The 26,959-nt window shown below is 54.1% G+C and carries 22 protein-coding genes; 2 read left to right on the forward strand and 20 right to left on the reverse strand.

The features are described 5' to 3' along the window. The first annotated feature begins 18 nt into the window (after positions 1-18). The gene (locus ACFOSD_RS13685; RefSeq protein WP_380697410.1) at positions 19-1,308 is read left to right on the forward strand and encodes an HD-GYP domain-containing protein; all 1,290 of its coding nucleotides are present in this window, start codon (positions 19-21) and stop codon (positions 1,306-1,308) included. Between the two features lie 32 nt (positions 1,309-1,340). Here ACFOSD_RS13685 and ACFOSD_RS13690 read toward each other — a convergent pair whose 3' ends face one another. The 14 genes from ACFOSD_RS13690 to cysM form a co-directional block, all read right to left on the reverse strand. Continuing rightward, positions 1,341-2,201: a helix-turn-helix domain-containing protein gene (locus ACFOSD_RS13690; protein ID WP_380697413.1), complete on the reverse strand. Its 861-nt coding sequence runs from the start codon at positions 2,199-2,201 to the stop codon at positions 1,341-1,343. Positions 2,202-2,209: 8 nt separating this feature from the next. Beyond that, a complete protein-coding gene (locus tag ACFOSD_RS13695; RefSeq protein WP_380697416.1) occupies positions 2,210-4,276 on the reverse strand; it encodes a methyl-accepting chemotaxis protein in 2,067 nt (688 codons plus the stop codon). An 89-nt stretch (positions 4,277-4,365) separates the two neighbouring features. Then, positions 4,366-4,611 carry a hypothetical protein gene (locus tag ACFOSD_RS13700; RefSeq protein ID WP_380697419.1) on the reverse strand — a complete coding sequence of 82 codons (246 nt, stop codon included), beginning with the start codon at positions 4,609-4,611 and terminating at the stop codon, positions 4,366-4,368. 179 nt (positions 4,612-4,790) lie between these two features. Further along, a complete protein-coding gene (locus ACFOSD_RS13705; protein ID WP_380697422.1) occupies positions 4,791-6,290 on the reverse strand; it encodes a mannitol dehydrogenase family protein in 1,500 nt (499 codons plus the stop codon). A gap of 54 nt (positions 6,291-6,344) precedes the next feature. Continuing rightward, positions 6,345-7,175 (reverse strand): carbohydrate ABC transporter permease, encoded by an 831-nt coding sequence (locus tag ACFOSD_RS13710; RefSeq protein ID WP_380697425.1) that lies wholly within the window; start codon positions 7,173-7,175, stop codon positions 6,345-6,347. Between the two features lie 12 nt (positions 7,176-7,187). Continuing rightward, positions 7,188-8,063: a carbohydrate ABC transporter permease gene (locus tag ACFOSD_RS13715; RefSeq protein ID WP_380697428.1), complete on the reverse strand. Its 876-nt coding sequence runs from the start codon at positions 8,061-8,063 to the stop codon at positions 7,188-7,190. Between the two features lie 74 nt (positions 8,064-8,137). Continuing rightward, positions 8,138-9,460, reverse strand: coding sequence for an ABC transporter substrate-binding protein (locus ACFOSD_RS13720; RefSeq protein ID WP_380697431.1), 1,323 nt, complete (start codon positions 9,458-9,460; stop codon positions 8,138-8,140). 266 nt (positions 9,461-9,726) lie between these two features. Further along, on the reverse strand, positions 9,727-10,617 hold the full coding sequence (locus tag ACFOSD_RS13725) for a helix-turn-helix domain-containing protein (RefSeq protein ID WP_380697434.1): 891 nt from the start codon (positions 10,615-10,617) through the stop codon (positions 9,727-9,729). After that, positions 10,604-12,076 (reverse strand): xylulokinase, encoded by a 1,473-nt coding sequence (xylB, locus tag ACFOSD_RS13730; protein WP_380697437.1) that lies wholly within the window; start codon positions 12,074-12,076, stop codon positions 10,604-10,606. The genes ACFOSD_RS13725 and xylB overlap by 14 nt, the downstream gene beginning before the upstream one ends. A 112-nt stretch (positions 12,077-12,188) precedes the next feature. Then, positions 12,189-12,596: an acyl-CoA thioesterase gene (locus ACFOSD_RS13735; RefSeq protein ID WP_380697440.1), complete on the reverse strand. Its 408-nt coding sequence runs from the start codon at positions 12,594-12,596 to the stop codon at positions 12,189-12,191. Positions 12,597-12,623: 27 nt separating this feature from the next. Continuing rightward, positions 12,624-13,928, reverse strand: a complete 1,305-nt coding sequence (locus ACFOSD_RS13740) for a TIGR03862 family flavoprotein (protein WP_380697443.1) — start codon at positions 13,926-13,928, stop codon at positions 12,624-12,626. Then, the gene (gene mazG / locus ACFOSD_RS13745) at positions 13,861-14,682 is read right to left on the reverse strand and encodes a nucleoside triphosphate pyrophosphohydrolase (RefSeq protein WP_380697446.1); all 822 of its coding nucleotides are present in this window, start codon (positions 14,680-14,682) and stop codon (positions 13,861-13,863) included. The genes ACFOSD_RS13740 and mazG overlap by 68 nt, the downstream gene beginning before the upstream one ends. Before the next feature lie 206 nt (positions 14,683-14,888). Further along, the gene (relA, locus tag ACFOSD_RS13750; RefSeq protein WP_380697449.1) at positions 14,889-17,129 is read right to left on the reverse strand and encodes a GTP diphosphokinase; all 2,241 of its coding nucleotides are present in this window, start codon (positions 17,127-17,129) and stop codon (positions 14,889-14,891) included. A 91-nt stretch (positions 17,130-17,220) separates the two neighbouring features. Continuing rightward, complete coding sequence (gene cysM / locus ACFOSD_RS13755; RefSeq protein ID WP_380697452.1) at positions 17,221-18,135, reverse strand: cysteine synthase CysM; 915 nt, start codon at positions 18,133-18,135, stop codon at positions 17,221-17,223. A gap of 292 nt (positions 18,136-18,427) precedes the next feature. Here cysM and ACFOSD_RS13760 point away from each other — a divergent pair, with 292 nt between their 5' ends. Beyond that, positions 18,428-21,238, forward strand: a complete 2,811-nt coding sequence (locus tag ACFOSD_RS13760; RefSeq protein ID WP_380697455.1) for a response regulator — start codon at positions 18,428-18,430, stop codon at positions 21,236-21,238. Here ACFOSD_RS13760 and acpS read toward each other — a convergent pair. The 6 genes from acpS to lepA form a co-directional block, all read right to left on the reverse strand. After that, positions 21,230-21,607 carry a holo-ACP synthase gene (acpS, locus tag ACFOSD_RS13765; RefSeq protein WP_380697458.1) on the reverse strand — a complete coding sequence of 126 codons (378 nt, stop codon included), beginning with the start codon at positions 21,605-21,607 and terminating at the stop codon, positions 21,230-21,232. The two genes, ACFOSD_RS13760 and acpS, sit on opposite strands and share 9 nt — an antisense overlap. Further along, positions 21,604-22,326: a DNA repair protein RecO gene (gene recO, locus ACFOSD_RS13770; protein ID WP_380697461.1), complete on the reverse strand. Its 723-nt coding sequence runs from the start codon at positions 22,324-22,326 to the stop codon at positions 21,604-21,606. Before recO ends, acpS begins: the two co-directional genes overlap by 4 nt. After that, on the reverse strand, positions 22,326-23,231 hold the full coding sequence (gene era / locus ACFOSD_RS13775) for a GTPase Era (protein WP_380697464.1): 906 nt from the start codon (positions 23,229-23,231) through the stop codon (positions 22,326-22,328). The genes recO and era overlap by 1 nt, the downstream gene beginning before the upstream one ends. Next, entirely contained in the window at positions 23,228-23,929 is a 702-nt protein-coding gene (gene rnc, locus ACFOSD_RS13780) for a ribonuclease III (protein ID WP_380697468.1), read from the reverse strand. Before rnc ends, era begins: the two co-directional genes overlap by 4 nt. A 112-nt stretch (positions 23,930-24,041) precedes the next feature. Beyond that, a complete protein-coding gene (gene lepB / locus ACFOSD_RS13785; protein ID WP_380697471.1) occupies positions 24,042-25,094 on the reverse strand; it encodes a signal peptidase I in 1,053 nt (350 codons plus the stop codon). A gap of 14 nt (positions 25,095-25,108) precedes the next feature. Then, positions 25,109-26,908 (reverse strand): translation elongation factor 4, encoded by a 1,800-nt coding sequence (lepA, locus tag ACFOSD_RS13790; protein ID WP_380697475.1) that lies wholly within the window; start codon positions 26,906-26,908, stop codon positions 25,109-25,111. Positions 26,909-26,959 lie beyond the last annotated feature (51 nt).

Here is a 26,959-nt window from a genome sequence, read left to right on the forward strand (position 1 = left end):
CAGAGCGCACAGCAATACATGGCGGACAAAGATAAGACCATTCTACTTCCTGTGGAAAACCTGATTCCAGGCTTATACATCGACCTTGGGTTGGGATGGACGGATCACCCCTTCCTGTTCAAACGCTTTAAGATCAAAACACAAGAAGAGATCAACATCATCCGAGGCTTGGGCCTCAAAGAAGTCACGGTGTATCCGGGGCGCAGCGAAGGCCTGCTGAAAAAAGCACAAGCTGGCCCAGCGACACCCGCCGCCGAAGCCCCCGCGCCCGCTGAAAAATCGGCGGTCAGTGACCACGATAAAATGTGGAAGGCGAAACAAGAAAGCATTCAGGAAGCGGCACAATACCGGAACCGGCGATTAAAGATTGAAAAGGAATATCAGGAGACCATCAAACGGGTTAAGAACCTGACCCGTGACTTGAAAACAGCACCCGCGAATGCCATTCGGGATGCCGGCGAGTTGATCGAAACCTTAACCGGGGCTTTTGATGACGATGGTGATGTGTTGATGAACCTGGTGTCGTTGTCGGACAACGATTTTTCGTTGTACCACCATGCGTTGAACGTCACCGTACTGGCCCTGACCATGGGCGCAGCCCGTGGCGTGCGTGGTGAAGAGCTAAAATACATTGGTATCGGCGCCATGCTGCATGATATCGGCAAGATACTGGTACCGTCGCAAATTACCCTGAAAGAAGGTGATTTAACCCCCAGCGAACAGTCGATTCTCGACACCCATCCGGCCCTGGGGGCAAAAATGGCGTCGCGGGTCGGGTATTTGGACGGTGCAATCATTGAAATCATTGAAAACCACCATGAAATGCTCGACGGCTCGGGTTATCCACGCGGCATCAAAGCACCGGACATCAGCAATGCCGCGCAAACGGTCGCCATTGCCAACCTGTACGACAATTTATGCAACCCACCGAATGTGGCGAAAGCGGTCACGCCCAAACAGGCGGTGGCAACCCTGTACGCCAAATACCGAGGTCCATTGGATGAAAAGCTGATTGGCCGTTTCATTCAAACCATGGGGGTATACCCGCCGGGTACAGTGGTGAAATTATCGGACGAGAGCATTGGTTTGGTCGTGGCCGTGTGTGCTAAGGCCTTACTGAAGCCGGAAGTCCTGCTCTATAACCCGGACATCCCCAAGCAGGATGCTTTGTTGATCGACCTCAACGAGCGCGACGATCTCAGCATTGTCGACGTATTACGGCCGAGCGAATACCCCAAACGTATTTTTGATTATTTGGGCATCCATGAGCGGGTTGGCTACTTTAACGAACGTACTCTGAAAGGCTAAACGACGCCTGCGGCGTCGTTGCCTTCGGTTTTTTAGCGTTGGGCGGCTTGGGCGCGAAAATCACTGGGCGTCATCTGTTTGATCGCTAAAAAGCGCCGATTGAAGTTCGACAGATTCGTGAACCCGGCCTCATAGCATACCTGGGTGATGGGCCAATCGGTTTCTTCCAACAACTCACAGGCCTTGCCAATTCGTAACCGTAAGACGAATTCTTTAAATTTATGTCCGGTCGCCCGATGAAAATAACGCGAGAAGGCCACCGGGCTAAGATGAATGTGCGCGGCAACTTCCTCCAATGTCAGCGGCTCAGTCACCCGATCCGTGATGTAACGCACCACTTTACCAATGCGGTCAGACACATCCGCGTCGGGAGATGCATCATAACAACGGGTCGATAACCGCACATAAGCGTTCGCCACCGCCAGTTGTTCCATGATGCGCATAAAGGTGACAAAGCGGGCAAACCCGGTTTGTCGCGACATCGCCCAAAACAGCGGCGTTACCGATTCACTGGCGGCGGTCGTGAATTGAATGCCATACCAGGCATCACGTAACATGCGGGACATAGCCCGCGACTCCGGTACGAGGTCCATCATGCGTTGCATAAAATCGTCGGAGAAATTGATCACCAGATCGCGTAAACCGTCGGAAACGTCCTGCTGCGATATCCAATTGTGGGGTAAATGTGGCCCGGTCAACACCAGACAACCGGGCTCAAACGTCCCCATGTAATCACCGACGAACGACTGCCCACGGCTACTGACCAACAAATGCAATTCATACTCCGGGTGAAAATGCCAGCGCACCAAGTCACTGTCGGCACCGTGGGCTCTGAATTGAAAGCAGCTTTCTTGTGGTTCGATCAGCTCGTATCCCGGGCGTGAATGCACCATCGGTTACCTTACCCCGCGGTGTTGTTAATCTGAAACCGGCCAACCAAGGCTTCCAGCTCCTCCGCAAGGTGACTCATCGCCTCGTTAGCCTCGGTCGCCTGCTCGGCGCTAGTTTCGTTGTCACGGGCAATATCGGCCACTCGAGTCAACCGCTGGCTGATGTCCTCGGCCGTTGAGCCTTGTTCGGTGGCGGTCACATTGATTTGGCGGCTAATATCTTGAATCGACTCCATGCGCTCCCGGAACGCTTTAATCGACGTATTAGCCGCTTCCGATACGCCGTGCGTGTCTATCACCCCTTGTCGACTCACTTGCATGGTAGCGGCCAGCTCCTGATGCCCTTGCAGCAGGCCGTCAATGGTTGAGCGTATCTCAGTCGTAGAGGCCTGCGTACGACTCGCCAACGTCCGCACCTCATCCGCGACCACCGCAAAACCCCGCCCGTGATCACCCGCCCGAGCCGCTTCTATCGCGGCGTTCAAGGCCAGTAAGTTGGTCTGTTCGGCAATGCTGCGAATGACATCGGACATCGCTTCAATACTGCTCATGCGCTCGGCCAATTGCTCTGTAAACGCCACCGCATCCACCATTTGATCGCGCAATCCGGTTAAGGCATCGAGATTCTGGTCGATGGTCTCCACCGTTTGGTTGATTTCTTCCATCGCCGATTCCGCCTGCGCCATACCGGTTTCGGTGGCTCGGGCTACCTCATGTACGGTAGACGCCATTTCTTGCATCGATGTCGATATCATATCGGTTTCCTGGCTTTGTGCCGCGGCTTGGTCACGCGCACTGGTTGCCATCGCATGGCTGGCTTGCGCCATTTGCTGCAGCTCATCCGATTTTTGCCGAATGTGGCTGATCATATCCAACAAGGATTGTCGCACCTGTTCGACCGACCGTGACAACTCGCCCATCTCATCCGTACTGTGGTCATGGATAGCATGCGATAAATCGCCGGCTGCCAATGCTTTTAGGGCTTGCCTAACGCGCGTCATCGGGCCGCGGATGCTGCGAATAATGAGCCACGATACCAGCAAACCCAGCACAGCGGAAACACCCAGCGAGGCCGCCGACAACCGTACTGTCAACCGTAGGTTGTCCGAGACCTGTGCATCGGTAAATTCGGCAAACCGCGAGGCAAACTGATTCAACGCCGCCAGCGCAGACTTGGCTTCCACCAGCTCGCTGTTAAGACTTGCCAGACCTTCTTCGTAGCGTTCAATGACGGCGATCAGCTCGCGTCGATTATCGATCAGGCCAGGTACACCCTCGTCGCCCTGCGTCAGGGAAATGAGTCCTTTGGTAATGCCATCCACGGTTTGCACCAATTCACGCGCACTGGGATTGGCCACCACCAAGCTGGTGAAGGCAAAGAACTGCCCATTGTGGTTATCAATCCATTGTGCAAACTCTTGCTCGCGCTCGGCCAGTAGCGTCATGGTGTCGGCAATATCGGCATTCTTTATGATCATCAAACCACGCAGAAACGACGCGTAAAATTCCAGCGCAATGATGATGGATTCATCATCAGCTAACGACCAGATCAGGTCCGAAAATAAAGTGACCACCTGATTCTCCAACTCCGCGATGGCCACCCGCTGGTCACGCAGCAACGCATTGGCTTGCAGGCTGTTTCGATGTTCGGCCATCATGGTGTCCATCTGCGCACTCATGGTGCCGACAACCGCCAGAAAACGCCCGACCTCCGCTTCTTCGGCGCTGGTATCCGGTAAATTGCGCAGATAACCATGCACGCGCTCTGCCTCGGCCTGAATGACCGACTTACTGGCCGCCATATCTCGGGCCAGCCGTTGCATCTGCGCTTCGTCGGTGGTGCTCTGATGCAGTTGAAATTGCTCACTGAGCTGGCTGAGTTGCAAGTCGAGCGCATTGTTGGCCAACACAATGGGGTTAGCATTGCCCGTCAACCGGTTCACGCTTTCAATGGTGCGCGTTGAGGTGAACATGGTTACGGTGCTGGCCAATGCCATCAGTAAGACCAACAACCCAAAGCCCATAGCGATTTTCATCAAGATGGAAGGCTTAACTACGGTGGTCAATGAGAATTTCATAGCAATACCCCTAACGATTTCGTCTTTGTATGGCCATAAAGCCTTCGGCCAGTTGTTGCACATCGTCTAACGCTTGTGTCACCGTGATCTCATCCTGCACCGCAGCCAGTGCTTTCTTGCCAAACTGTTCGGCAATGAAAGAAACTCGGCAATGCCCACGTATTGAATGCCTTCATAGGGCACAGGTTGAAGCGTCGGTCGGGGGTCAATAAATCACACAGTAGAAGCATGTCTGGATTATCCACTGCCGCTCTGCGCAAACGGGTTTGCGCATGCACAGTGCTGCCAAGGCACAAGATCAGGGCTAAGGCCACTGACCACGTTGGGTTAGACATAATATCCACCTTATTCTTATCGTTATATTGGACAATCCTTCCGTTCATTGCACTCCCGGAAAAAAGGCCGCGTGAGACGAGGAACTCAACGCGGCAAGGTAACGCCAAACAACAACCACAGACTCGCGGGCTCAAGTACGGGATAGACACCAGAGCCCTTGCGTTTTTTTGGGGCTTTTTTAATTCACCCTTTGCTCTTCTGACGACGCATTGATCGCGCTATTCAACGCATCGCGCACACCATGCGTTTTAATGACCTCATACAGCGCTTGGGTTTGGGCGATAAAGCTATTTACCTGCGCACTTTCGTCCTGTCCGAAAAAGCTCTCCAAGCGCAAGATTGCTTCAACATCGTCACTGTAGGTCTGCCGTTCAGCCATGGTGAGCCGGGGCTCATTCACGCGAATGGCTTGCCCACGATCGTTGATGCCTTTGAGGTGCCGGGCATAGCAGGCAAACGCGAGGGAAATCAGTGGCGAAATGCGACCACGGCTCATCCCGTCGCGCAAAATCGGCATAAGGTAGTTTTTCAGTTTGTTGAAACCATCGGAGGCCACGCGTTCAACGCTGTCGAGCGTGACGGGGTTACTGAACCGCTGCACAATCAAGTGCTTGTAATCGTTGATGGCCGCATCCGAAAAACCTTCAATCGCTGGATGCGCATCGAGGTCCATCAATTCGCGAGCCCGCTGCAGAATCAACGGGTCTTCCATGCATTCATGGATATAGGTCAGACCGTCCACATAGCCGATGAGGGCGATGAGGATGTGCGTGCCATTCAAAATGCGCAGCTTGAGCTTTTCATAGTCTTCCACGGCGTCAGTGAATTCCACGCCCACGGTTTCCAGGGCGGGTCGGCCGGCAATAAAATGGTCTTCCACCACCCATTGGCCAAAAGGCTCACCCAACACCGGACACAAATCGTCAACCCCGAGATCCGCCTTCACCTGCTGTTGCAAGGCAGCCGTTGGAATAGGCGTGATACGGTCGACCATGGAGTTGGGAAAACTGACGTGGGTGTCCAACCACGCCAATAATGCCGCGTCGCCCGTCAACGCGATAAATGCCGTAAGCGCACGCTGCAATACCTGTCCGTTGCCTGGCACGTTATCACAGGACAGCAAGGTCACCGGCCCAGCGCCATCCAGCATGCGTTGCCGTAAGGCACGCGCCAAAAAACCATGAATGCACTTTGGGGTGTTTTGCGGTGCTAAATCATGCCGCACCAAAGGATGGTCGGCCATAAACTGGTCAGTCTCAAAATCATACAAATACCCACCTTCCGTGATGGTCATGCTGATGATTTTCACTGCGGGATCGGCCATGGCGGCAATCGCTCCTGCAGGAACATCAGCACCGCTGAGCGTCGACTTAATCACCCCGATGGGGTAATACGTCCGTTGCGTCTGATCAACCAATTGCAGGGTGTAGAGCCCCTCCTGTTGGTTTAATTGGGCCAAAAAAGCCGTGTCATTGGGCATCAAACCAATACCGAGAATGCCCCAGTTCAAGTCATCCGGATGGGCGCGCAGGTACTTCTCCAAATACAGCGTCTGGTGAGCGCGATGAAAGCCGCCGACACCAATATGCACGATGCCGACCTTCAGCGCTTTCCGGTCATACGCTGGCAACGCTCCATCTATTAGACTTTTCTTATAAATATCGAGTAAAGCCGTCATAATGCCTTCCAATCGAGAGGCGGAGCCAGGGCTCCGCCTGCGTTATTCACAAAGTTATTTCACCGCACCAAAGGTCAAGCCACGCACCAACTGCTTCATACTCAGCCAACCGAAAATCACGATGGGCGCGACCGCCAGGGTTGACGCCGCCGATAACTTGGCCCAGAACAGCCCTTCAGGCTTGGAGTAGGAAGCAATAAACGCGGTTAAGGGTGCCGCTTTTGAGGCCGTGAGATTGAGCGACCAGAACGCCTCGTTCCAACTCAGAATAAGGGCCAAGAGAAAGCTTGACGCGAGCCCCCCCATGCTGATGGGAATGATGACGCTCATGATTTCCTGCCGAGGGCTGGCACCGTCCATCCGACTGGCCTCAAGGATTTCCACCGGAATTTCTTTGAAGTAGGTGTAAATCATCCACACCATAATGGGCAGGTTCATCATGGTGAAAATGATGGTTAAGCCCAACTTGGTGTCCAGCAACGCGAAGTCGCGGAACAACAAGTAGATGGGAATCAACACCCCAACCGGGGGCAACATCTTGGTCGACAACATCCACAACAAGGTACTTTTGGTACGCTTGGAAGGGTAGAACGCCATGGCATAAGCGGCTGGGACAGCCAACAGCATACCCAGTAACGACGAGCCAACACTGATCACCACGGAATTCCACGCGAAGCGGGCATAGCCGGTGCGCTCGAAAATCAGCGCATAGTTCTCCAGTGTTGGGGTAAAGAACAATTTTGGCGGTAACGAAATGGCTTCAAATTCCGTTTTAAACGACGTCAGTACCATCCAAAAAATCGGAAAGAAGATCAGGAGCGCAACCAACCAGCAAATGAAGGTTGCACCGAGCATTTTAAGTTGTTTCGACGTATGTAAGTCCATGCTCACCTCCAATTAACTGGCTAGGGTCTTGCCGACCACGCGGATCAACACGACAGCAACAATATTGGCCAAAATGACCGCCACGATACCGCCTGCAGAGGCCATACCGACATCGAACTGCAATAAGGCTTGGGCAAAAATCAGGTACGCCAAATTGGTTGTGCTATCACCCGGGCCACCACCGGTGGTGGTGAAAATTTCCGCAAAGATGGTCAGTAAGAAAATGGTTTCAATCATCACCACCACGATCAAAGGGCGGGTGAGGTGCGGAATGGCAATGTGCCGAAACACACTGACTGGGCCTGCGCCTTCCAATTTTGCCGCTTCCACTTGCTCCTGATCCATGGATTGCAAAGCCGTCATCAAGATAAGGATGGCAAAGGGTAACCACTGCCAACTCACGATAATGATGATTGCGAGCATGGGCGCATCGGCGAACCAATCCACCGGGGTGCCACCAAATACTTTAACGATCCATGCCGACAACCCGTTGACCGGATGGAAAATCAGGTTTTTCCAAATCAACGCATTGACCGTAGGCATAATGAAGAACGGCGCAATCAGCAGAACCCGGGCTATTCCACGGCCATAAAACGGCTGGTCGATTAATACGGCAATTAGGGTTCCCAAGCCGATGGTGATGGCCAGCACCGAAAACACCAAAACGAAGGTATTCTTTAAACCGGTAAGAAAGCTGGGGTCTGTTAAGAAATACTGATAGTTCTCAAAGCCGACAAAGCTACGAAATCCGGGCATCAGCAAGTTGAAATCAATGGTTGAGTAGTAGATCGTCATGGCAAGGGGAACCGCCATCCAGATCAATAACAAAACCACGGAAGGCATAAGCAACCAACGGGCAATGCCACTGTTGTAACTGTGAGTCGTCATAATGCACACCACTTCGGAAGAGATGGGCCTTGCACTTGGCAAGGCCCATCGATTTCAGGGGCTATCAGAAAGGCTTAGTTAATGTAACCGCCGCGAACCATCTCACGACGCACCAGTTGCTGGGCATTGCGCAAGGCTTGGTCGACCGAAGAGTTACCGGCTAAAGCACCCGCTATCTGCTGGCCAACCGTCGTACCAAACGCTTGGAAGCGTGGGATGGCGACGAACTGGACACCCGTGTATGGAGAAGGCAGAAGCGTAGAGTCCGCAGGATCAGCTTTACCCATTTGGGTCAGTGTCATCTGCGCGAACGGTGCTGCATTCATGTACGCATCGTTGTAGGTCGATTGACGGGTACCTGGAGGTACAGAGGCAATACCGGTACGTGAAGCAACCAGTTGCGAGTACTCTTTAGATGTTGCCCAAGCAATGAACTTAGCGGCTTCGTCTTTGTTTTGTGAGCTATCTGGAATCGCCAGCGCCCATACCCACAACCAACCACTGCCTTTGGTCGTTACCTGGCTTGGTGCGGCGGCAAAACCAACACGATCGTGCACACTGCTTTGTGCTGGATCCGTTACAAACGAACCCGCTACCGTGGCATCGAACCACATGGCGCAGTTACCGCTGTTGAACAAGGCCAAGTTTTCGTTGAAGCCGTTAGAGCTGGCACCTGGAGGACCGTAGTTGCCCAACAGATCAACGTAGAAGTTGATGGCATTTTTCCATTCAGCTGTTTCTAACTGTGGCTCCCACTCCATATCGAACCAGCGACCACCAAAGGCATTAACCATGGTGGACACCAGCGCCATGTTTTCACCCCAGCCTGCCAAACCACGCATACAAACACCGTATTGGTTTTGTGCGGGATCATGCAAGGCGACGGCGAATTCACGGATTTGACTCCATGTTGGCGCTTCCGGCATGGTCAGGCCTGCTTGCTCAAACAGGTCTTTGCGATAGTACGTCATCGAGCTTTCAGCGTAGAACGGCACCGCGTACAGCTCACCGTTGGCGGACAATGCATCACGTACGGACGGGAACACATCGTTCAGGTCATAGCTTGCCGGCAGACGGTCACCTAGAGGAACCAGCCAGTTATTTTCGCCCCAAATCGGGGTTTCATAACTGCCTATGGTCATCACATCGAATTGGCCACTGCCAGCCGCGATGTCGGTGGTCAGACGTTGACGCAAAACGTTTTCTTCCAGCACCACGAATTCGAGGTTGATACCGGGGTTAGCGGCCTCATACACCGAAGACAGTGATTCCATGCGTACCATGTCACCGTTGTTCACGGTACCGATGGTGATGGTGGTCTGTGCGGCAACGGTTCCGGCAATAAGCATGGCCAAACCGGTTGCCGAGGCGAATGCCAGGGGCTTGGTATTAAACATAGTGTTGATCTCTTTGTTGTTTTTGTAATGAACTGACCGGCTAATCTTTGATCATTCGACCAGTGGTTTGCATGGACAATTAAAGGAGTTTTTTGCGACCCCAACCAATACCCCTTGACCCAATGCTGATACTTTTTTAACCAAAAATGGCCGTCAAAAAATGCATAATTGATCGTAAGCTATTGATTTATAGTGACTTAAGTTTTCTGCTGATTGCTATTTGAACAATGGAAAGTCCCTGAATCCATACTGTAGGTGCAGACACCTCACAACAAGATATGCTCCCGCGCCCGACGATCACGTTGGGCGATATTCTTGCGGTATTCCGTGGGCGTCATACCCTTAATGGCCAGAAACCGACGGTTGAAATTCGACACATTACTAAAACCCACGTTGAAACAAATGTTGGTCACCGGGTCATCGGTCATTTCCAAATACTCGCAGGCTTTGCTCACCCGCAGCTGCAACACCACGTCTTTGAAGCGCTGTCCGGTAGCGCGATGAAAAAAGCGGGAAAACACCACCGGGCCCATATTGAGCTGGGCCGCAGCGTCCTCCAGCGTAATGTCTTGGGTAAAGTTCTGTGTAATGTAGTTCACCACCCGATTAATGTGCGCAATGGTTTTTTGGTCATGTTGGTGGTTATAGCGTCGGCTGGACAACGTGGTGTAGGCTTTCGACGCGGCCAAATGCGCCATGATCTTGAGAAAAGCAGCTACCCGTGAAAAGCCCTCACTTTGGCTAACCTCTTCAAACAATGGCAACACTTGTTCGGTCACATGCGGCGTAAACTGCAAGCCATAGACGGAACTTTCTAGCATGGTTTCAAGTTGACGTGCCTCCGGTATGGATTGCATCAAACTGACCATAAATTCGTGCGAAAAATTAATTACCCGATCACGAATGCCGCTGCCCATATCACCCAAGGTGATCCAATTGTGCGGCAAATTAGGCCCGGTAAGCACCAGGCAGCCCGGCGCAAACGGGCCAATGTAATCACCCACAAAGGCCTTTCCCCGGGTACTGACTAAGAGGTGCAACTCATATTCTTTATGGTAATGCCAGCGGATCAACTGACTGTCGGCACCGTGCTCCAAATAGCGTATGCAATGCGCGTCCTCCGGTACCAACTCGAATTCGGGTTCACGTGTGCTCATGGCGGGCCTCCAGCGGCAACGTTAGACGATACAACTGACGATATCGCGCCAACTTGGCTGTGTAGTAACTGACATGATGTGGATCAGGCTCATGGCGTGCCACCACCGGCGGTGGCGTACAGACCTGACGAATACGCGCTTCACCATCCCCCGTCAGCGCCAACATGGCTAATCGGGCGGCGCCCAAAGCAGGCCCCGCTTCGCCACCCGCACGGTAATCCAAAGGACGCTGCAACACATCGGCAATGATCTGACGCCACCGGGCCGACCGTGCACCACCGCCAATTAACGTCAGTTCTTTAGCCTCTGTTCCAGCACTGCGCAGCGCAGCGGCACAGTCGGCGACACTAAAGGCTACCCCTTCCAGTATAGACAAGGTGAGATGCGCCCTTGTGGTCTGCCCCGTCATGCCAAACCATTGTGCACTCGCCAAGGCATCATTGTGCGGCGTTCGTTCGCCATTCAGATAGGGTAAAAACAACACCGGCGTTTCGGTGATCTCGCTGTGTTCCAACTCGGCCAACAACTGCTCAACCGTTTGCCCTGCCACGTCGGCCCACCAACTTAAGGCACTGGCGGCACTCAGCGTCACACCCATTTGATGCCAACGGCGTGGCAGAGCATGGCAAAACGCGTGAACCGTATGCTCGGGTGCCGAGTTATGCCGGTCACTCACCACGAAGTACACGCCTGAGGTGCCTAGGGAAATAAAACCCTGCCCTGGTTCCGTAACGCCCACGCCCACCGCACCCGCGGCGTTATCACCACCACCGCCCGCAACCGGCACTGAGGGAATACCCAATTCAGCAGCAACCAAAGGCGCAACGGTGCCACTCAAAGCACTGCCTTCAATCAGCGTTGGCATCTGCGCGCGCGTTAAATGCGTGGCCGCCAGTAGGTCATCATCCCAGTCCCGCGTGGCGGGGTTCAGCCAGAGCGTGCCCGCAGCATCGGACATTTCGGATACACAATCACCAGTCAGCCGGTAGCGCAGATAGTCCTTGGGTAACAACACGGTGGCTGTTTGGGCAAATATTTCCGGCTCATGCTCCTCTACCCATAACAGCTTGGGTGCCGTGAATCCAGGCATCGCCAAGTTACCTGACAAAGCGTGTAGATTAGGGGCTCGGTGCATTAACGTTCGGCACTGTGCCGCACTCCGGCCATCGTTCCACAGAATACAGGGGCGCAATACATCCCCGGCTTGATCCAGCAATACCGCGCCGTGCATATGTCCGCTGAGCCCAATGGCCTTCAGGGCGTTTAAATCATGTTCCGCAGCGAGCATCTGACAGGCGGCCACGAGCGCAACCCACCAATCATGAGGGTCTTGCTCGGACCATTGCGGGTGTGGTCGGGTCGTGGTCAGCGGCTGGGTCACGGAGCCTAATACGTGACCGTTACTGTCCACCAGCATTGCCTTCAGGCCAGAGGTGCCTAAATCGAGGCCAAGAAACATAACGCACACTCTTTTTTATCGTTGTAGTGCTATCTATTACGCGCTTTCTGGACTGAGCTTACCAATACAATTTTGCCTGATGGTGATACTTTTTTAACCGCCTATTGTGCATTTATACCGATTCAGCGGGTTGGAATACGCAATTTTGCATCAATAAGCGTATTGAATCGGGCAGAGGCTCAGCCTTTTTGGTGCTGTGATTAAAGTGCACCAACACGGTCGTGCCGCTGGCGCACTTGTGGCCTCGTTGCCACACTTCTTGATACACATCGAACGAACTGCCACCCACCCGTGCGATACCGGTGCGGATTTCCACCGGCTCGCCGTAAAAAATTTCGGCATGAAATTCGATGGTGTAGCGTGCCAGAATAATGCGCCATTTTTTCGGATCGAGATCGGGTGTAAACCAACGAAAAATGGGGGTGCGGCAGCCTTCAAACCAGATTGGCAAGGCAGTGTTATTAATATGTCCCAGTGCGTCGGTATCCACAAAACGCGGTTCAAAGGTTTCAGAAAACATGCGGTTACTCTGTATTTATTAAGTGATTCAGCGGTTAGCTAACCAGGACAAAGCACCAAGGCCTGCCCGACGTCCGCTGGCGAAACAGGCCGTTAATAAGTACCCGCCCGTAGGTGCTTCCCAGTCCAGCATTTCGCCCGCGCAAAAAACACCGGGCAAGGCCGTTAACATAAGCCCGTCGTCCAGCGCCGAAACGTCAACGCCACCCGCCGTGCTGATGGCTTCATCAATAGGACGTGTGGCCGTTAAGGTCAATGGCAGGGCTTTTATCGCGCGTGCCAGTTTGTCAGCTTCGGTGAACGCCTGTGCGGCGCGTTCACGTGACAACGCTGCTTTCACACCGGTGAGGTTCAGTGTACGGCGCAAATGACTGCTCATGGATTGCTTGCCCCGTGGTTTGCGCAGGGCTTGCGTGATTTGAGCTACAGAGCGATCGGGCAATAAATCCAGTTCTAAATGCGCCCGTCCAGAGGCCAGAATCTGTTCGCGCAAAGGCGCTGAGAAGGCATAAATCAAGCTGCCTTCCACACCCGTTGCGGTCACAATAAATTCGCCTATACGCGTTTCTTGTGTCGTTTTGCTAGCGGCATCGACCACACGCATACCGACGGACTTCACGAAAGCCCCGGCATGTTGCTCCTTCATTATGTCAGACCACGCGCAGTCAAAGCCGCTGTTGGCCGGTTTTAACGGCTGCACCTGAACGTGTTTGGCTTGCAACCACGGCACCCAGCGCCCATCGGAACCCAAGCGCGCCCAACTGGCCCCGCCTAAGGCCAAAATGGTAGCAGTGGCCGTAACCGAGTGCTCTCCCTCTGGCGTTTCAAAGCGCAACGCTCCGTGCTCATTCCAACCATGCCAGCGATGGCGTACATGAAACTGCACCCCAAGTTCGCGCAGGCGTTGCAACCACTTGCGCAACAAAGGTGCCGCCTTCATTTCACGCGGGAATACGCGCCCGGAAGATCCGACAAAGGTGTCCACGCCCAACTCATGAATCCATGCACGCAGGGCATCGGCATCGAAGTCCTGCAACCAGTCACCAACCGCGCCTGCCCGTTCCCGATAGCGTTGTACAAAATCCGCCTTGGGTTCGGCGTGGGTAATATTCATGCCACCTACCCCGGCGAGCAGAAATTTGCGCCCCACCGAGGGCATGGCGTCGTACAGGTGCACAGGATAACCGGCTTGCGCAATGACCTCGGCAGCCATTAACCCGGCCGGGCCACCACCAATAATTACCACCGGCACAGTCGATACAGGTTCACTCGCCACGTTCAGCCTGCTTTGCCGCGCGCCAAAGCGCATCAAGTGAATCGAGAGATTGCTCATTCATCGCCAACCCTTCGGCCGCCAACGACTGCTCGATATGACCAAATCGGCGGATGAATTTGTCGTTGGCACGGCGCAGCGCGGTTTCCGGGTTAACCTTAAGGTGACGCGCCAGATTGACGACGGAAAACAACACATCGCCCAATTCTTCTTCGGTATGCTCAGCATCACCCGACGCCGCTGCGGCTTGCAACTCGGCCAGTTCACCGTGCACGACATCCCACACCGGCGCGGACTCGGGCCAATCAAAACCCACTCGCGCGGCTTTCTTTTGCAGTTTTTCGGCCCGCGCAATAGCGGGCATGGCGTTGGGTACATCGGCTAGAATACTTGTGGGCTGTTCTGCTGTTGCCGCGCTGGTTTTTTCGGCTTGTTTGATCGCTTCCCAGTTGGCGTTGATTTGCGCCTCGGAAAACATCTCCGCACCGCGTCGGCTGCTTAAAGTACCATCAGGAAACACATGCGGATGTCGGCGCAATAATTTTTCGGTGATGTCATGCACCACATCAGCAAAGGTAAAATCCCCTTGCTCTTCGGCCAAGCGAGCGTAAAACACCACCTGAAACAGCAGATCGCCCAGCTCTTCCCGCAGGTGTGTCCAGTCCTGCCGTTCAATGGTATCCACCACCTCATAAACTTCCTCTAAGGTGTGCGGCACGATGCTGGCAAAATCTTGTTTCAAATCCCACGGGCAGCCATCGGCGGGATCACGCAAGCGGGACATAAGAACAATAAGATCATTGATTGTGTGCATACGAAAAACACTCACTCTCATTTAACGTGACATGCATCCAGTGCTTTTAGACGAATGGGTAATAAAGGGCGATCGGGCGGCTGATGGAGTTTTAGGAGTGCGGGGCGTTTGCCGCCAAGGATGGCGGCAGCGAGCCTCCAGGGACCGGATTTACGGCGTCCCCGACAATCCTAAAACTCCATCAGCCGCCTTTTGCTGCATCCGCATCAATGCGCTTTCGTCGCCACCCGCCGCGCCTCGGCAATATTGGGTAGCTTTTCAATCTGGGTCAGTACTTTACCCAAGCGTTCTAAACCGTCGATTTCTACCGTCAGGCGAATACGCGCCATGCTCTTGCCCTTGTCGGACAACGTATTGGCCGCGATGACGTTGACCTGCGCATTGGCTAACACCACCATGATGTCGCGCAACAAGCCGGTTCGGTCGTAGGCCTGAATCTCCACATCCACCGGATAAGCATGATTAACCTGCTGACCCCAGCTCACCTCAATGATGCGCTCTGGTTCGGTGGAGCGCAGTTGCAACAGGTTCACACAGTCTTCACGGTGAATGGACACGCCGCGCCCGACCGTGATGTAACCCACGATGGAATCCCCCGGCACCGGTTTACAGCATCCAGCCATGGTAGTGAGCAGATTGCCCACCCCCAGAATGTTCAGATCATCATCCACCGGCCCTTGTTGCTTACTGGGGCTGACCGGCACATTGGTCAGCTCAGGCGCTGGTCGCTGTTGCCGCTCTAAGGCATGGACGACCGCCATGAGTTTTACATCGCCCGCGCCGACGCTGGCAAAAAGGTCTTCGGCAGAATGCAGGTTCAGAACTTTCGCCAGCTCGGTAAAGTCTGGCGTGTCCAACGCGAAACGTTTGATCTCGCGTTGCAGGGCCTGTTTGCCATCGATGATGTTTTGTTCGCGATCTTGTGCCTTGAACCACGCAGCAATTTTAGCCCGCGCACGCGACGAGGTGACGTAATGCAAATCCGGGTTTAGCCAATCCCGACTTGGATGCGAATTGGCCCCGGTGAGCACTTCCACCTGATCACCGATTTGCAGGCTGTGCGTCAACGGCACCATACGCCCGTTAACCTTAGCACCCCGACACGCATGGCCAATTTCGGTATGCACCCGATAAGCGAAATCAATGGGCGTAGAACCCGCGGGCATATCGACAATATGGCCTTCGGGGGTCAGCACATAGATACGGTCGTTGGTCACTTCATGGCTGACATCGTCGCTGACGTTGTCTTCCACCAATTCATCGTGCCATTCAAGCACTTGGCGCAACCAGGCCATTTTTTCTTCATAACCATGGCTGGCCGGTTTAACGTCGGTGCCTTTATACCGCCAATGTGCACAGACGCCCAATTCGGCATCGTCGTGCATTTGAAACGTACGGATTTGGACTTCCACGACTTTGCCTTCCGGCCCAATCACCGCCGTATGCAATGACTGGTAACCGTTGGGCTTGGGCGAGGCGATGTAGTCGTCAAACTCTTTCGGAATATTGCGCCACGTGGAATGCACGATACCGAGCACGCTGTAGCAGTCGCGCACTTCGGGCACCAGAATGCGCACCGCACGAATGTCATAGACTTGGGAGAAGCTGATGTTCTTGCGTTGCATTTTGCGCCAGATCGAGTAAATGTGTTTTACCCGTCCATCGACCTGGCCTTCAATTTGGGCTTCCAATAACTTATCGTTCAAAGCCGCGATCACATTCTTGATGTAGCTTTCGCGGTCGAGCCTTCGCTCATCCAATAACTTGGCAATTTTTTTGTAGTCCGTGGGATACAGATAGCGGAATGACAGGTCTTCCAGCTCCCACTTAATATGACCAATGCCCAAACGGTGCGCCAAGGGCGCGTAGATATCAAAGACTTCACGAGCGACCTGATAGCGCTTGGCGGCAGCGACATCTTTTACCGCTCGAATCGCACAGGTACGCTCAGCGATTTTGATTAGAGCCACCCGCACATCGTTGATCATGGCGACCAACATTTTGCGCACATTCTCGGCCTGTGAGCCGGTTTGGCCCAAAACAGTTTTATTGCTGCCTTTATGTTTCTGGTGAATGGCCGCCATGCGCAGCACACCTTCCACCAGCTTGCCCACGGTGGGGCCAAATTGGTCTCGTACGGTGTCTAGGGAAAGTTTTCCTTCGCGAACGCTGCGGTACAAAATGGCGGCTTCAAGGGTTTCCTGATCCATCTTGAGTTCGGCCAGGATTTCGGCCATTTCCAAGCCAGTACGGAAGCTGCTGTAGCCATCGACCCAGGCATTTTCAACCGCTTTGGCCTCTTCCTCAGCCCGCCGTGCAATTCGACAGGCACGCAACAATTCATCTTCGTCGATGATGACCGTTTTGGCGTGCATGCGTTGCATCCACGCGTCGAGGTTAACCGTACCATCCATGGAAATGGGTTGGTCGTCCCGTACTTTTACCATGCACCTGACCTCACGTGCGTACTTCGGCAAGCAACATACGCCTGTTGGCGGCATATTTCAATGAAGGGTGGCACCCTGTGTCACGGTTCGTTTATTGAACGGCGGAATCAAACACCCCGGTCGACAAATAACGATCACCCCGGTCACAAATAATGGCAACGATCACGGCATTTTCGACCTGCTCGGACAGCTTCAGTGCAGCGGCTATGGATCCGCCCGATGAGACGCCACAAAAGATACCCTCCTCCATGGCCAGACGGCGCATGGTGACTTCCGCTTCCTGCTGGGTCACATCCAAAATACTGTCCACCCGACTGCGTTCGAAAATGGTCGGTAAATAGGCCTCCGGCCACCGACGAATGCCCGGAATTTGCGATCCATCGGCCGGTTGCAGGCCAACAATTTGAACCGCGGGATTTTGCTCTTTCAAGTAACGTGAGGTGCCCATGATGGTGCCCGTGGTGCCCATAGAGCTGACGAAGTGGGTCACCTTGCCTTGCGTTTGCTGCCAAATCTCCGGGCCAGTGCCGCGATAGTGCGCCAGAGGGTTGTCAAAATTGCCAAACTGGTTCAACACCACGCCTTCACCCCGACTCGCCATTGCCAAGGCCATGTCGCGCGCCGCTTCCATGCCCTCCTCTTTGCTCACCAACACCAGCTCAGCACCGTAGGCCGCCATAGACGCCTTGCGTTCATGGCTCATGTTGTCGGGCATGATCAAACGCATGCGGTAGCCCTTGATGGCGGCCGCCATGGCCAGCGCAATACCGGTATTCCCGCTGGTGGCTTCAATCAGCCGGTCACCCGGCTTGATATCACCCCGCTTTTCCGCCTCAACAATCATCGACATGGCCGGACGGTCTTTCACCGAACCCGCCGGATTATTGCCTTCCAGCTTCGCCAGAACTAAATTTGTGGTTTGCCCCGGCAGGCGTTGCAGACGCACCAAGGGCGTATTGCCGATCAAGTCTTCTATGGTGGGGACGTTCAAATCAACTGGGCTCATAGCGCTCTCATTAGCGAATACCGAAGAGTGCCCAGTATAACCACTCTGCCACCGCCGCGATAAGTACCAGTGGTCATGAGCTTATAAACGAGGCGTAGTTCATTATTTGGATTCTAACCTTTATGGAACTCTTTGCATGGACGTAGAGGTATGCCTCAAGGCGCGACTCCCGGCCTGCCGTGGAGCGCCGGAGGCATACCTCGAAAGTCCATACTGTACAGTTGACGCCTTCGCAGCCCCATACTAGTCTTGGTACTTACTTTATTTTCCGCTTGGGCGAGGACTGTCCCTCATGCGTTCCAGTTTATCCCGCCGCCTGTTACAACTGGCTCTCTTGCCCGCCTTTGTATTTGCCTTAATCATGGTCGCCTACTTTGCCCTGACCACAGTCGAGCGGGCGAATTTGAACTTTCAAGCCCAAGTTGACACCCTAACCACCAGCACACTGCCCGCGATGGAATCGGGACTGTTGTATTTTGACGAAGAGTACCTACGACGGACCAGCCAGGTACTGCTCAACGCACCCTTTGTGCGCGCCGCCAAAGTGCTGGACGCCGCCGGCAACCCCATCGTCGAGCAAGGCGCACAGTTGTCACTGCCATTGCTGTCCGGGCCACCCGGCGAGGTTCACCGGCTGATACAGGATACCTGGATCCGCGTCGAGATTCCGATTCGCGCCACCGTCTTGCGGCACCAATTGCCCGAAGGTTACCCAGATCTTCTGGGCTGGTTGGTGGTGGACTACTCCATCAATGATGTGCAACTGGAAAACTATCGCCTGATCACTCTAGGTGCTGTGGTCGCCGTGGCTGGACTGGTTCTTATCTGGTTGCTGGCCTTGCGCTTGATTCGGCCCATTGTGCAACCTTTCCACCAAACCATAGATACCTTGCGCGCCATTAAAGACGGGCATTACAGCGAACGTGTAGCGCTGGAGACCTCGGGCGAACTGCGCCGGCTGGGCGAAGGTGTTAATGCCATGGCGGACTCCCTGCAACATGCACAACGTGATATGCAACAGAGTGTCGATCAGGCCACACAAGATTTGCATCAGACGCTTGAAGCCTTGGAGATTCAGAACATCCAGCTGGGCAACGCCCGCCGCCAAGCGCAAGAAGCCAGCGAAGCTAAAACGCAGTTTCTGGCCAACATGAGCCATGAAATTCGTACGCCTTTGAACGGTGTTCTCGGGTTTGCGCGCCTGCTGGCTAAGACGGATTTGGACACGCGTCAAAAGGATTATTTGCAGACCATTCAGCGGTCGTCGGAAAGTTTGCTGACCATCATCAATGACATTCTCGACTTCCTAAAATTGGAATCGGGCAAGCTCGAACTTGAGCAGCGCCCGATGCATCTGCGCGATGTAATTGAAGATGTCATGGATCTGCTTGGCCCGTTGGCGCAAGACAAAGACCTGGAACTGGTCACTCTGGTCTATGAAGATGTGCCGCTGCGCGCCTTTGGCGACCCATTGCGTTTGCGTCAGGTGCTCACCAATCTGGTGGGAAATGCCATCAAATTCACCACCGCCGGGCATGTGGCCGTGCGCCTTATGCTGGAGCAAGCCACAGAGCAAACCATGCATTTGCGCTTCAGTGTGTCGGACACCGGGCCGGGCATGAGCCGCGAACAACAAAATCGCTTATTCAGTGCGTTTAGTCAGGCCGATGCGTCGACATCCCGGCGCTTTGGCGGTACCGGTCTGGGGTTGGTGATTTGCCAGCGCCTGATCGAACAAATGCACGGACACATCGGCGTCGAAAGTGTGCAGGGTGAAGGCTCGACGTTCTGGTTCACGCTGGACCTCGACATTGACCATCAGGCCATTGCCGCACAGCCTGCCGATACCTTGCTCGCGGGCAGCCATGTTCTCGTTTTAGAGCCTCATGAGTTATCCCGTACGGTATTGGGCCACCGTTTGGAGCAATGGGGCATGGTGGTGCATGATTTGACCGTACTCTCGGACGAACAAGCACTGAGTGCCTCCGAACAGCGCCCACGGCTGGCAATACTGACGTGCGACGCCCAACATCCGGACCGTTTGCGCCGGGCCGCGCAACAATGCCAACGGCACGGAATCCCTATTGTTTTACTCACGCGCCACAACGAAATCCGCGCCGAGCTGAACGATATTGCCCCCCTGGTGGACGTGCACAGCGCCAAACCCATCCGATACAGTCGACTGTACGCTATTTGTACGGAGTTGCTCGGACGCGCCCTGCCCGAGCTGAACACTGAGACACCCCCGGCCAACAATCAACCGCGCATTCTGGTGGTGGACGATAACGCCACGAACCGCAAACTCCTGACCGCCTTGCTCGGCGACTACGGGATTACCCCAAGCGAAGCGGAAGACGGCGCGCAGGCGATGGCCTGTATCAGTCAACAAAGTTTCGACTTGGTGTTTATGGACATTCAAATGCCGGTGATGGATGGCATTACCGCCACCAAAGAAATTCGTCGTCATGAGCGCCCGGACGAACATCTGCCCGTGATTGCACTGACCGCACATGCCTTACCGGAAGAAGAGGAACGTTTACGCCATTCGGGCTTCGACGACTACATCACCAAACCGATTGATGAAGCCCAACTACTGAACGCCGTATTTCAGTGGACAGGCGTTGAGCTGGTGCCGCTGACCGCACCGCCCACCCTTGACGCTGGACCTGCAGTCGGTTCTGCACCGTCAATGTCGGTGAGCACGGCGACAGACAAGACAGTGAGAGCAGCAAAGAGCCCTGACGAATCCGGTCCCGTGGACATTACGCTGGCCCTGCGACGAGCGGGTAATAAGCCTGATCTGGCACGGGACATGTTTCAAGGGCTGCTGGAACAGATTCAAGCCGACCGCACCGAGTTAGCACAGTTGCATGCCGACAAAGCACGTTCTGCCTTGCTTGATCGCGTACATGCATTACACGGGTTAACGCGCTACTGCGGGGTGCCGGTGTTAGAACAAGCGGTACGCGAGCTGGAAGTTAACCTTAAGAATACGCAATGTTCCGAAGTACCGGCTGCGTTAAACCGTGTGTTGGAAGCCATGGCTGAGGTGGAATGGTGGAGCACGCACCGCGACTGGCAACCGTTCTTCGCCTCATCTTGACAGCACAACGAAGGCTACGGCGTATTCCGCTTCATCCGACAGGGTGAGCCAGCACTGACTGCCGCCCAAGGCAGCGAGCCGTTCAGCGGCGCCATCCAAGCATTGCAACTCCGGCTTACCGAGGTCGTCGTGCCGAACCGAGAAACTGCGAAAACCAATGGCGCCACGAATGCCTGTTCCCAACGCTTTCGCCGCGGCTTCTTTGGCTGCCCAACGTTTCGCTAAAAAGCGACCCGGGTCCGCACGCTGGGCAAAGTCGGCCTGCTCGTCCGGCGTCAATATCCGTTCGACAATACGGTTGCCATGGCGCGCCAGTACCTCGTCCATGCGCTGGATTCGAATGATGTCCGTGCCAATACCTACAATCACAATGCTGCTTTCCATTCCGGGGTGGTGGTGTCTGCGCGTGGCGAATGGTCGCCCGTGCTCAGCGGCGACACATAGGCCCGCGAGCGCAAAGGCTTACCATCGAGTTGCACCGCTAAGGCGGCACGGAACAGGCGTTTGGCGGCCAACAATGCGCCTGGCACCTGCCACTGGTTGTGTTCTACGGCCGCTAACTGAGCGCCTGAAAACGACCCTTCCGCCATCGGCACAAAACCGTTTCGGCCATCAAAATCATAGCGCGTATCCGACAGGATGGTGTGCCCTGCGGTATCGCGCTGAAAATCGATACCCACGCCCAACTGCTCCAGCAAACGACGCTCAAAAAAACGCAACAGCGGCTCGGTGGCCTCACCGGCTTCCAAACGCCGCAGCGTAGCGTAGTAGGCGCCAAACAACTCGGTAGCCGGTGCCCAGCGGGGCAACAACAACCCCAGCAATTCGTTCAGATAGAGCGCCATATAGAGGCTTGGACCACGCAGATGCAATACCTTACCGGCCAGTTCAACCGAGCGCACGGTGGCCCAGTCGTCCTTGATCGCAAGGGTAAAATGATAAGGCTGATACAGGTGAGTGGTTGCTGTACCCCGCCATACGGCCATGGTTTGCCCGTACTCAGGCATAAAAAGTCGCAGTAGCAGGCTGTTTTCACGGTAGGGCGTGCGCTGCAAGACAAACGCATTGACCGGCGGCACGCCCAGCATTAATCCCGATACCCTAGGCTGCGCAGGGCGCGTTCATCGTCCGACCACCCGGACTTGACCTTCACCCAGAGGTTGAGCATAACTTTGGTATCGAGCAGAAGCTCCAAATCTTTCCGCGCATCCGTACCGATGCGCTTTAACTTCTCACCTTTTTCACCAATAACAATTTTCTTCTGGCCTTCTCGCTCGACCAGAATCAAGGCATGAATGTGCAGGACGTGATCTTGAAAACCAAAATCTTCTATTTCCACCGTTAATTCGTAAGGTAATTCCTCACCCAGATTACGCATTAACTTTTCGCGTACAATTTCCGCAGCCAGAAAGCGCTCGGAACGATCGGTGATTTGATCTTCCGGAAAAAAGAAATCGTTGCTCGGCATGTTATCCAGCAGATAATGCTTCAAATCGTCTACTTTTTGACCTTTCAGCGCGGAAATCGCGAAGATCGCAGCAAATTCACGCCGTTCGCTTAAAGTTTGAATACGCGGTAACAAGCTGCTTTTGTCGTCGATCTGATCAACCTTGTTGAGCACCAAGGCCACGGGCACTTTTACGCGCTCCAAATGCTGCAATACCAGATCGTCTTCCGCCGTCCAATGGGTACGATCCACCACGAACAGCACCAGATCAACGTCTTGCAAAGCTTGCAAGGCTGAACGGTTCATATACTGGTTGATGGCTTTGGCCGCGTTTTGGTGTATCCCCGGCGTATCGACAAAGATCACCTGCGTCTCAACTTCGGTAAGAATCCCCACGATGCTGTGCCGGGTGGTTTGCGGCTTGCGTGAGGTGATGCTGATTTTCTGCCCCAACAAGTGATTCATTAAGGTGGATTTGCCCACATTGGGACGACCCACAATGGCAACGTAACCACACCGCGTTGTTGGGTTAATGTCAGTGCTCATACTTTTTGGCCTAAACGTTGAAGGGCATGCCGCGCCGCTGCCTGCTCCGCGCCGCGGCGGCTGCTGTCGGTTGCGGTGGTCGGCTCTGGCAACATACTTGTTGTACATTGCACCGTGAACTGTTGATTGTGCGCCTGCCCGGTAATGGCCGAAACCTCATACTGCGGCAATGGCTCATTCTGGCTTTGCAGGTATTCTTGCAGGCGGGTTTTAGGGTCCTTCAAAACCAGATCCGGGTCGAGTGCGGCCAAACGCGGCTGCCACCAAGCCATTACCCGGGCTTGCGCGGTAGGCATATCGGCGTCCAGTGAAATGGCTCCGATCAAGGCCTCTACGGTATCCGCCAAGATGGACGAACGGCGATGCCCGCCACTGCGCATCTCGCCCGTACCCAGTTGCAAAAACGGGCCAAGATCGAACTCGCGGGCTAATTCGGCCAGCGTATCGCCTTTTACCAAGGCCGCCCGAAAACGACTCAATTCGCCCTCATTCGCCTTGGGAAATTGCTGATAAAGCGCTTGCGCGATGGTGCAATTTAAAATGGCGTCGCCAATAAATTCCAAGCGTTCGTTGTTCTGCGCCCCCACGCTACGATGCGTTAAAGCCAAGGCCAACAATTCCCGGCGGACAAAACGATAATTCAAACGTTGCTGAAGGCGGGTGACATCTTGATCAGATAGGGTAGTTCCGGTGGTCACTGCACAGTCTCTTAAAGGTATTGCGACATCGAACACAACGGTAAAGCCATACCGATATGCCATTTAACGCCGTCAAGGCGGCCCATAGCCATGTATGGGCCTAGGCTTGTAATCAGTGTAGCAAGCCAGCCCGACTGAATGAGGGTAAGGATAGCAGAGATGGCCAGTACATCCAGCGCAGTACCGCTTTGCCCTGAATTTCCCGCCGCTCTACGAACGGACTGGTGCCATACTGTTGCTGCCAAAAGCGCGAATCCAACGAGTCATCGCGGTTGTCACCCACCATAAAGTAATGCCCTTCCGGCACGATCACATCCAAGGGCAACAGATTGGGCACACTCATGTTGGTGATTTGATAGACCTCATAGGTTTGCCCGTTCAGGGTTTCTTCAAAGCGCGCAATACGACGGCCATTTTCCACATAAGTATCAATCAGGGTGCGCGGAATGGGTTCCCCATTAATTCGCAATTCCTTCGTTCGATAATCGTACTGCACCCGATCGCCACCTGTGGCGATCACCCGCTTGATGTAATTTTGATAGGTTTGGTGTGGCGGCGTAAACACAATGATGTCACCGGCTTCGGGTGCCCCAAAATCCGTGAGTTGTGTCTTCAGGATCGGCAAGCGAAAACCGTAAGAAAATTTGTTCACGATCAGGAAGTCGCCCACCACCAGGTTCGGTCGCATTGAGCCGGAAGGAATTTGGTACGGTTCAAACAGGAACGAACGCAACACCACCACCAACGCCAACACAGGAAAGAAGCTTTTCGCGTACTCCACCATACTGTTATCGGTCAGTGCCTTCTCTTGCACGCTCTCATCGTGCGCTGCTTCAGCAATTTGCAGGCGGATAGGTCGGAGCAAAAAGCGATCAGCCAAGGCCACCAGACCGGCAAACAAGGTGCCGAGAATCAGTAACAGCGCCAGATCTTTGTTTTCCCGAATGGCGGTATAAATTAACAAGACAATCAGCGGCGCACCAACGGTATAGAGCAACTTGCGCCCGGCCGAATACGTCAGCAGCGGTGTAATCTGTTCCACCTTGGCATCACCCTGATTAAGCCCCTCGGCCGCTGCTTTTAAACGCCGACGATCCAGCCAAAAGGTATCCACCAACCACACAACCACCAACAGGGCCAGCGCCCAGGCTATCCATCCAAACACAAGAAACCCTCACATTAATCGGTTTTGAGCACGGCAAGGAAGGCGTCCTGTGGTATTTCCACGTTACCGACCTGCTTCATGCGCTTTTTCCCTTCTTTCTGGCGTTCTAACAATTTCTTCTTGCGCGATACATCGCCGCCATAACATTTCGCCGTCACGTTCTTGCGTAAGGCTTTAACCGTTGTACGGGCGACCACTTGCCGCCCGATGGCGGCCTGAATAGCGACATCAAACATCTGCCGTGGAATCAGTTCTTTCATTTTTTCGCACAGGTTACGGCCCCGGTTTTGAATCTGATCACGGTGCATGATGACCGCCAACGCATCCACCCGATCACCATTCACCAGAATATCCAAGCGCACCATCGGGGCCGCCTCGTAGCGTTCAAACGCGAAATCTAGCGAAGCAAAACCGCGCGTGGCGGACTTGAGGCGGTCAAAGAAATCCATCACCACTTCGTTCATCGGCATGTCATAGACCACACTGACCTGACTGCCGGTAAACAACATATTGACTTGAATGCCACGTTTTTCCGTACACAAGGTAATCACGTTGCCCAGATATTCCTGTGGCACCAGAATACTGGCACGCACGATGGGCTCACGAATCTCTTCAATACTGCCCAAATCCGGCAGCTTCGACGGGTTATCGACGTACACGACATCGCCATTGTTTTTCACGATCTCATACACCACCGTCGGCGCCGTGGTGATCAAATCGATATCGTATTCACGCTCCAAGCGTTCTTGAATGATTTCCATGTGCAGCATGCCGAGGAAACCACAGCGAAAACCGAAACCTAATGCGTCTGAACTTTCCGGTTCGTAAAACAAGGAGGCATCGTTCAGGCTCAACTTTTCCAAGGCATCACGGAAGTCTTCGTAATCGTCCGAGCTGATCGGGAATAGTCCGGCGTATACCTGCGGTTTCACTTTCTTGAAACCCGGTAATTGGGCGACATCGGGTGTTTTAGCCGACGTGATGGTATCGCCAACCGGCGCACCATGGATGTCTTTGATGCCGGTACAGATGTAACCGACTTCTCCGGCTTTTAACTCACTGGTTGGCGTACGTTTCGGTGTAAAAATACCCAAATTGTCGACCAAATGCGTGCGACCGGTACTCTTGATCAGTACTTTGTCGCCTTTCTTCAAGCTACCTTGGCGAATCCGTACCAGAGACACAACGCCCAAATAATTGTCGAACCAGGAATCAATGATCAAAGCCTGCAAATGAGCGTCGGTATCGCCGACCGGTGGCGGTATACGACGCACCAACTCTTCCAGAACATCTTCAACACCCAAGCCGGACTTGGCTGAACAGCGCACGGCGTCGGTCGCTTCAATGCCAATAATTTCTTCAATCTCTCGAGCCACTTTTTCCGGCTCGGCCTGCGGCAAGTCCATCTTGTTCAAGATGGGGATAACTTCGAGGTTTTGATCCAACGCGGTGTAGCAGTTCGCCACCGACTGAGCTTCAACGCCTTGTGCGGCGTCTACCACCAACAGCGCACCTTCGCACGCCGCCAACGAACGCGATACTTCATAGCTGAAATCCACATGGCCCGGCGTATCAATGAAATTCAACTGATAGGTTTTGCCATCGCGCGCGGTGTAGTTGAGCGTGACGCTCTGCGCCTTGATGGTAATGCCGCGCTCCCGCTCAATGTCCATGCTGTCGAGCACTTGCTCCGACATATCACGGTCTTCCAAGCCACCACAGACTTGAATAAAACGATCGGCTAAGGTGGATTTGCCATGATCAATGTGGGCTATGATACTGAAGTTACGAATGTGTGATAGATCGCTGCTCACCGATGGTTTACCTTATAGCGGCACGCGGCAACGCTGCGTGCACATTGTCCG

Source organism: Salinispirillum marinum, from assembly GCF_042650105.1.
Lineage (GTDB): Bacteria > Pseudomonadota > Gammaproteobacteria > Pseudomonadales > Natronospirillaceae > Salinispirillum > Salinispirillum marinum.

Coding starts and splice junctions, on each gene's coding strand:
- ACFOSD_RS13685 (WP_380697410.1), top strand. CDS start 19: ATGGCGGACAAAGATAAGACCATTCTACTTCCTGTGGAAAACCTGATT.
- ACFOSD_RS13690 (WP_380697413.1), bottom strand. CDS start 2,201: ATGGTGCATTCACGCCCGGGATACGAGCTGATCGAACCACAAGAAAGC.
- ACFOSD_RS13695 (WP_380697416.1), bottom strand. CDS start 4,276: ATGAAATTCTCATTGACCACCGTAGTTAAGCCTTCCATCTTGATGAAA.
- ACFOSD_RS13700 (WP_380697419.1), bottom strand. CDS start 4,611: ATGTCTAACCCAACGTGGTCAGTGGCCTTAGCCCTGATCTTGTGCCTT.
- ACFOSD_RS13705 (WP_380697422.1), bottom strand. CDS start 6,290: ATGACGGCTTTACTCGATATTTATAAGAAAAGTCTAATAGATGGAGCG.
- ACFOSD_RS13710 (WP_380697425.1), bottom strand. CDS start 7,175: ATGGACTTACATACGTCGAAACAACTTAAAATGCTCGGTGCAACCTTC.
- ACFOSD_RS13715 (WP_380697428.1), bottom strand. CDS start 8,063: ATGACGACTCACAGTTACAACAGTGGCATTGCCCGTTGGTTGCTTATG.
- ACFOSD_RS13720 (WP_380697431.1), bottom strand. CDS start 9,460: ATGTTTAATACCAAGCCCCTGGCATTCGCCTCGGCAACCGGTTTGGCC.
- ACFOSD_RS13725 (WP_380697434.1), bottom strand. CDS start 10,617: ATGAGCACACGTGAACCCGAATTCGAGTTGGTACCGGAGGACGCGCAT.
- xylB (WP_380697437.1), bottom strand. CDS start 12,076: ATGTTTCTTGGCCTCGATTTAGGCACCTCTGGCCTGAAGGCAATGCTG.
- ACFOSD_RS13735 (WP_380697440.1), bottom strand. CDS start 12,596: ATGTTTTCTGAAACCTTTGAACCGCGTTTTGTGGATACCGACGCACTG.
- ACFOSD_RS13740 (WP_380697443.1), bottom strand. CDS start 13,928: ATGAGCAATCTCTCGATTCACTTGATGCGCTTTGGCGCGCGGCAAAGC.
- mazG (WP_380697446.1), bottom strand. CDS start 14,682: ATGCACACAATCAATGATCTTATTGTTCTTATGTCCCGCTTGCGTGAT.
- relA (WP_380697449.1), bottom strand. CDS start 17,129: ATGGTAAAAGTACGGGACGACCAACCCATTTCCATGGATGGTACGGTT.
- cysM (WP_380697452.1), bottom strand. CDS start 18,135: ATGAGCCCAGTTGATTTGAACGTCCCCACCATAGAAGACTTGATCGGC.
- ACFOSD_RS13760 (WP_380697455.1), top strand. CDS start 18,428: ATGCGTTCCAGTTTATCCCGCCGCCTGTTACAACTGGCTCTCTTGCCC.
- recO (WP_380697461.1), bottom strand. CDS start 22,326: ATGCTGGGCGTGCCGCCGGTCAATGCGTTTGTCTTGCAGCGCACGCCC.
- era (WP_380697464.1), bottom strand. CDS start 23,231: ATGAGCACTGACATTAACCCAACAACGCGGTGTGGTTACGTTGCCATT.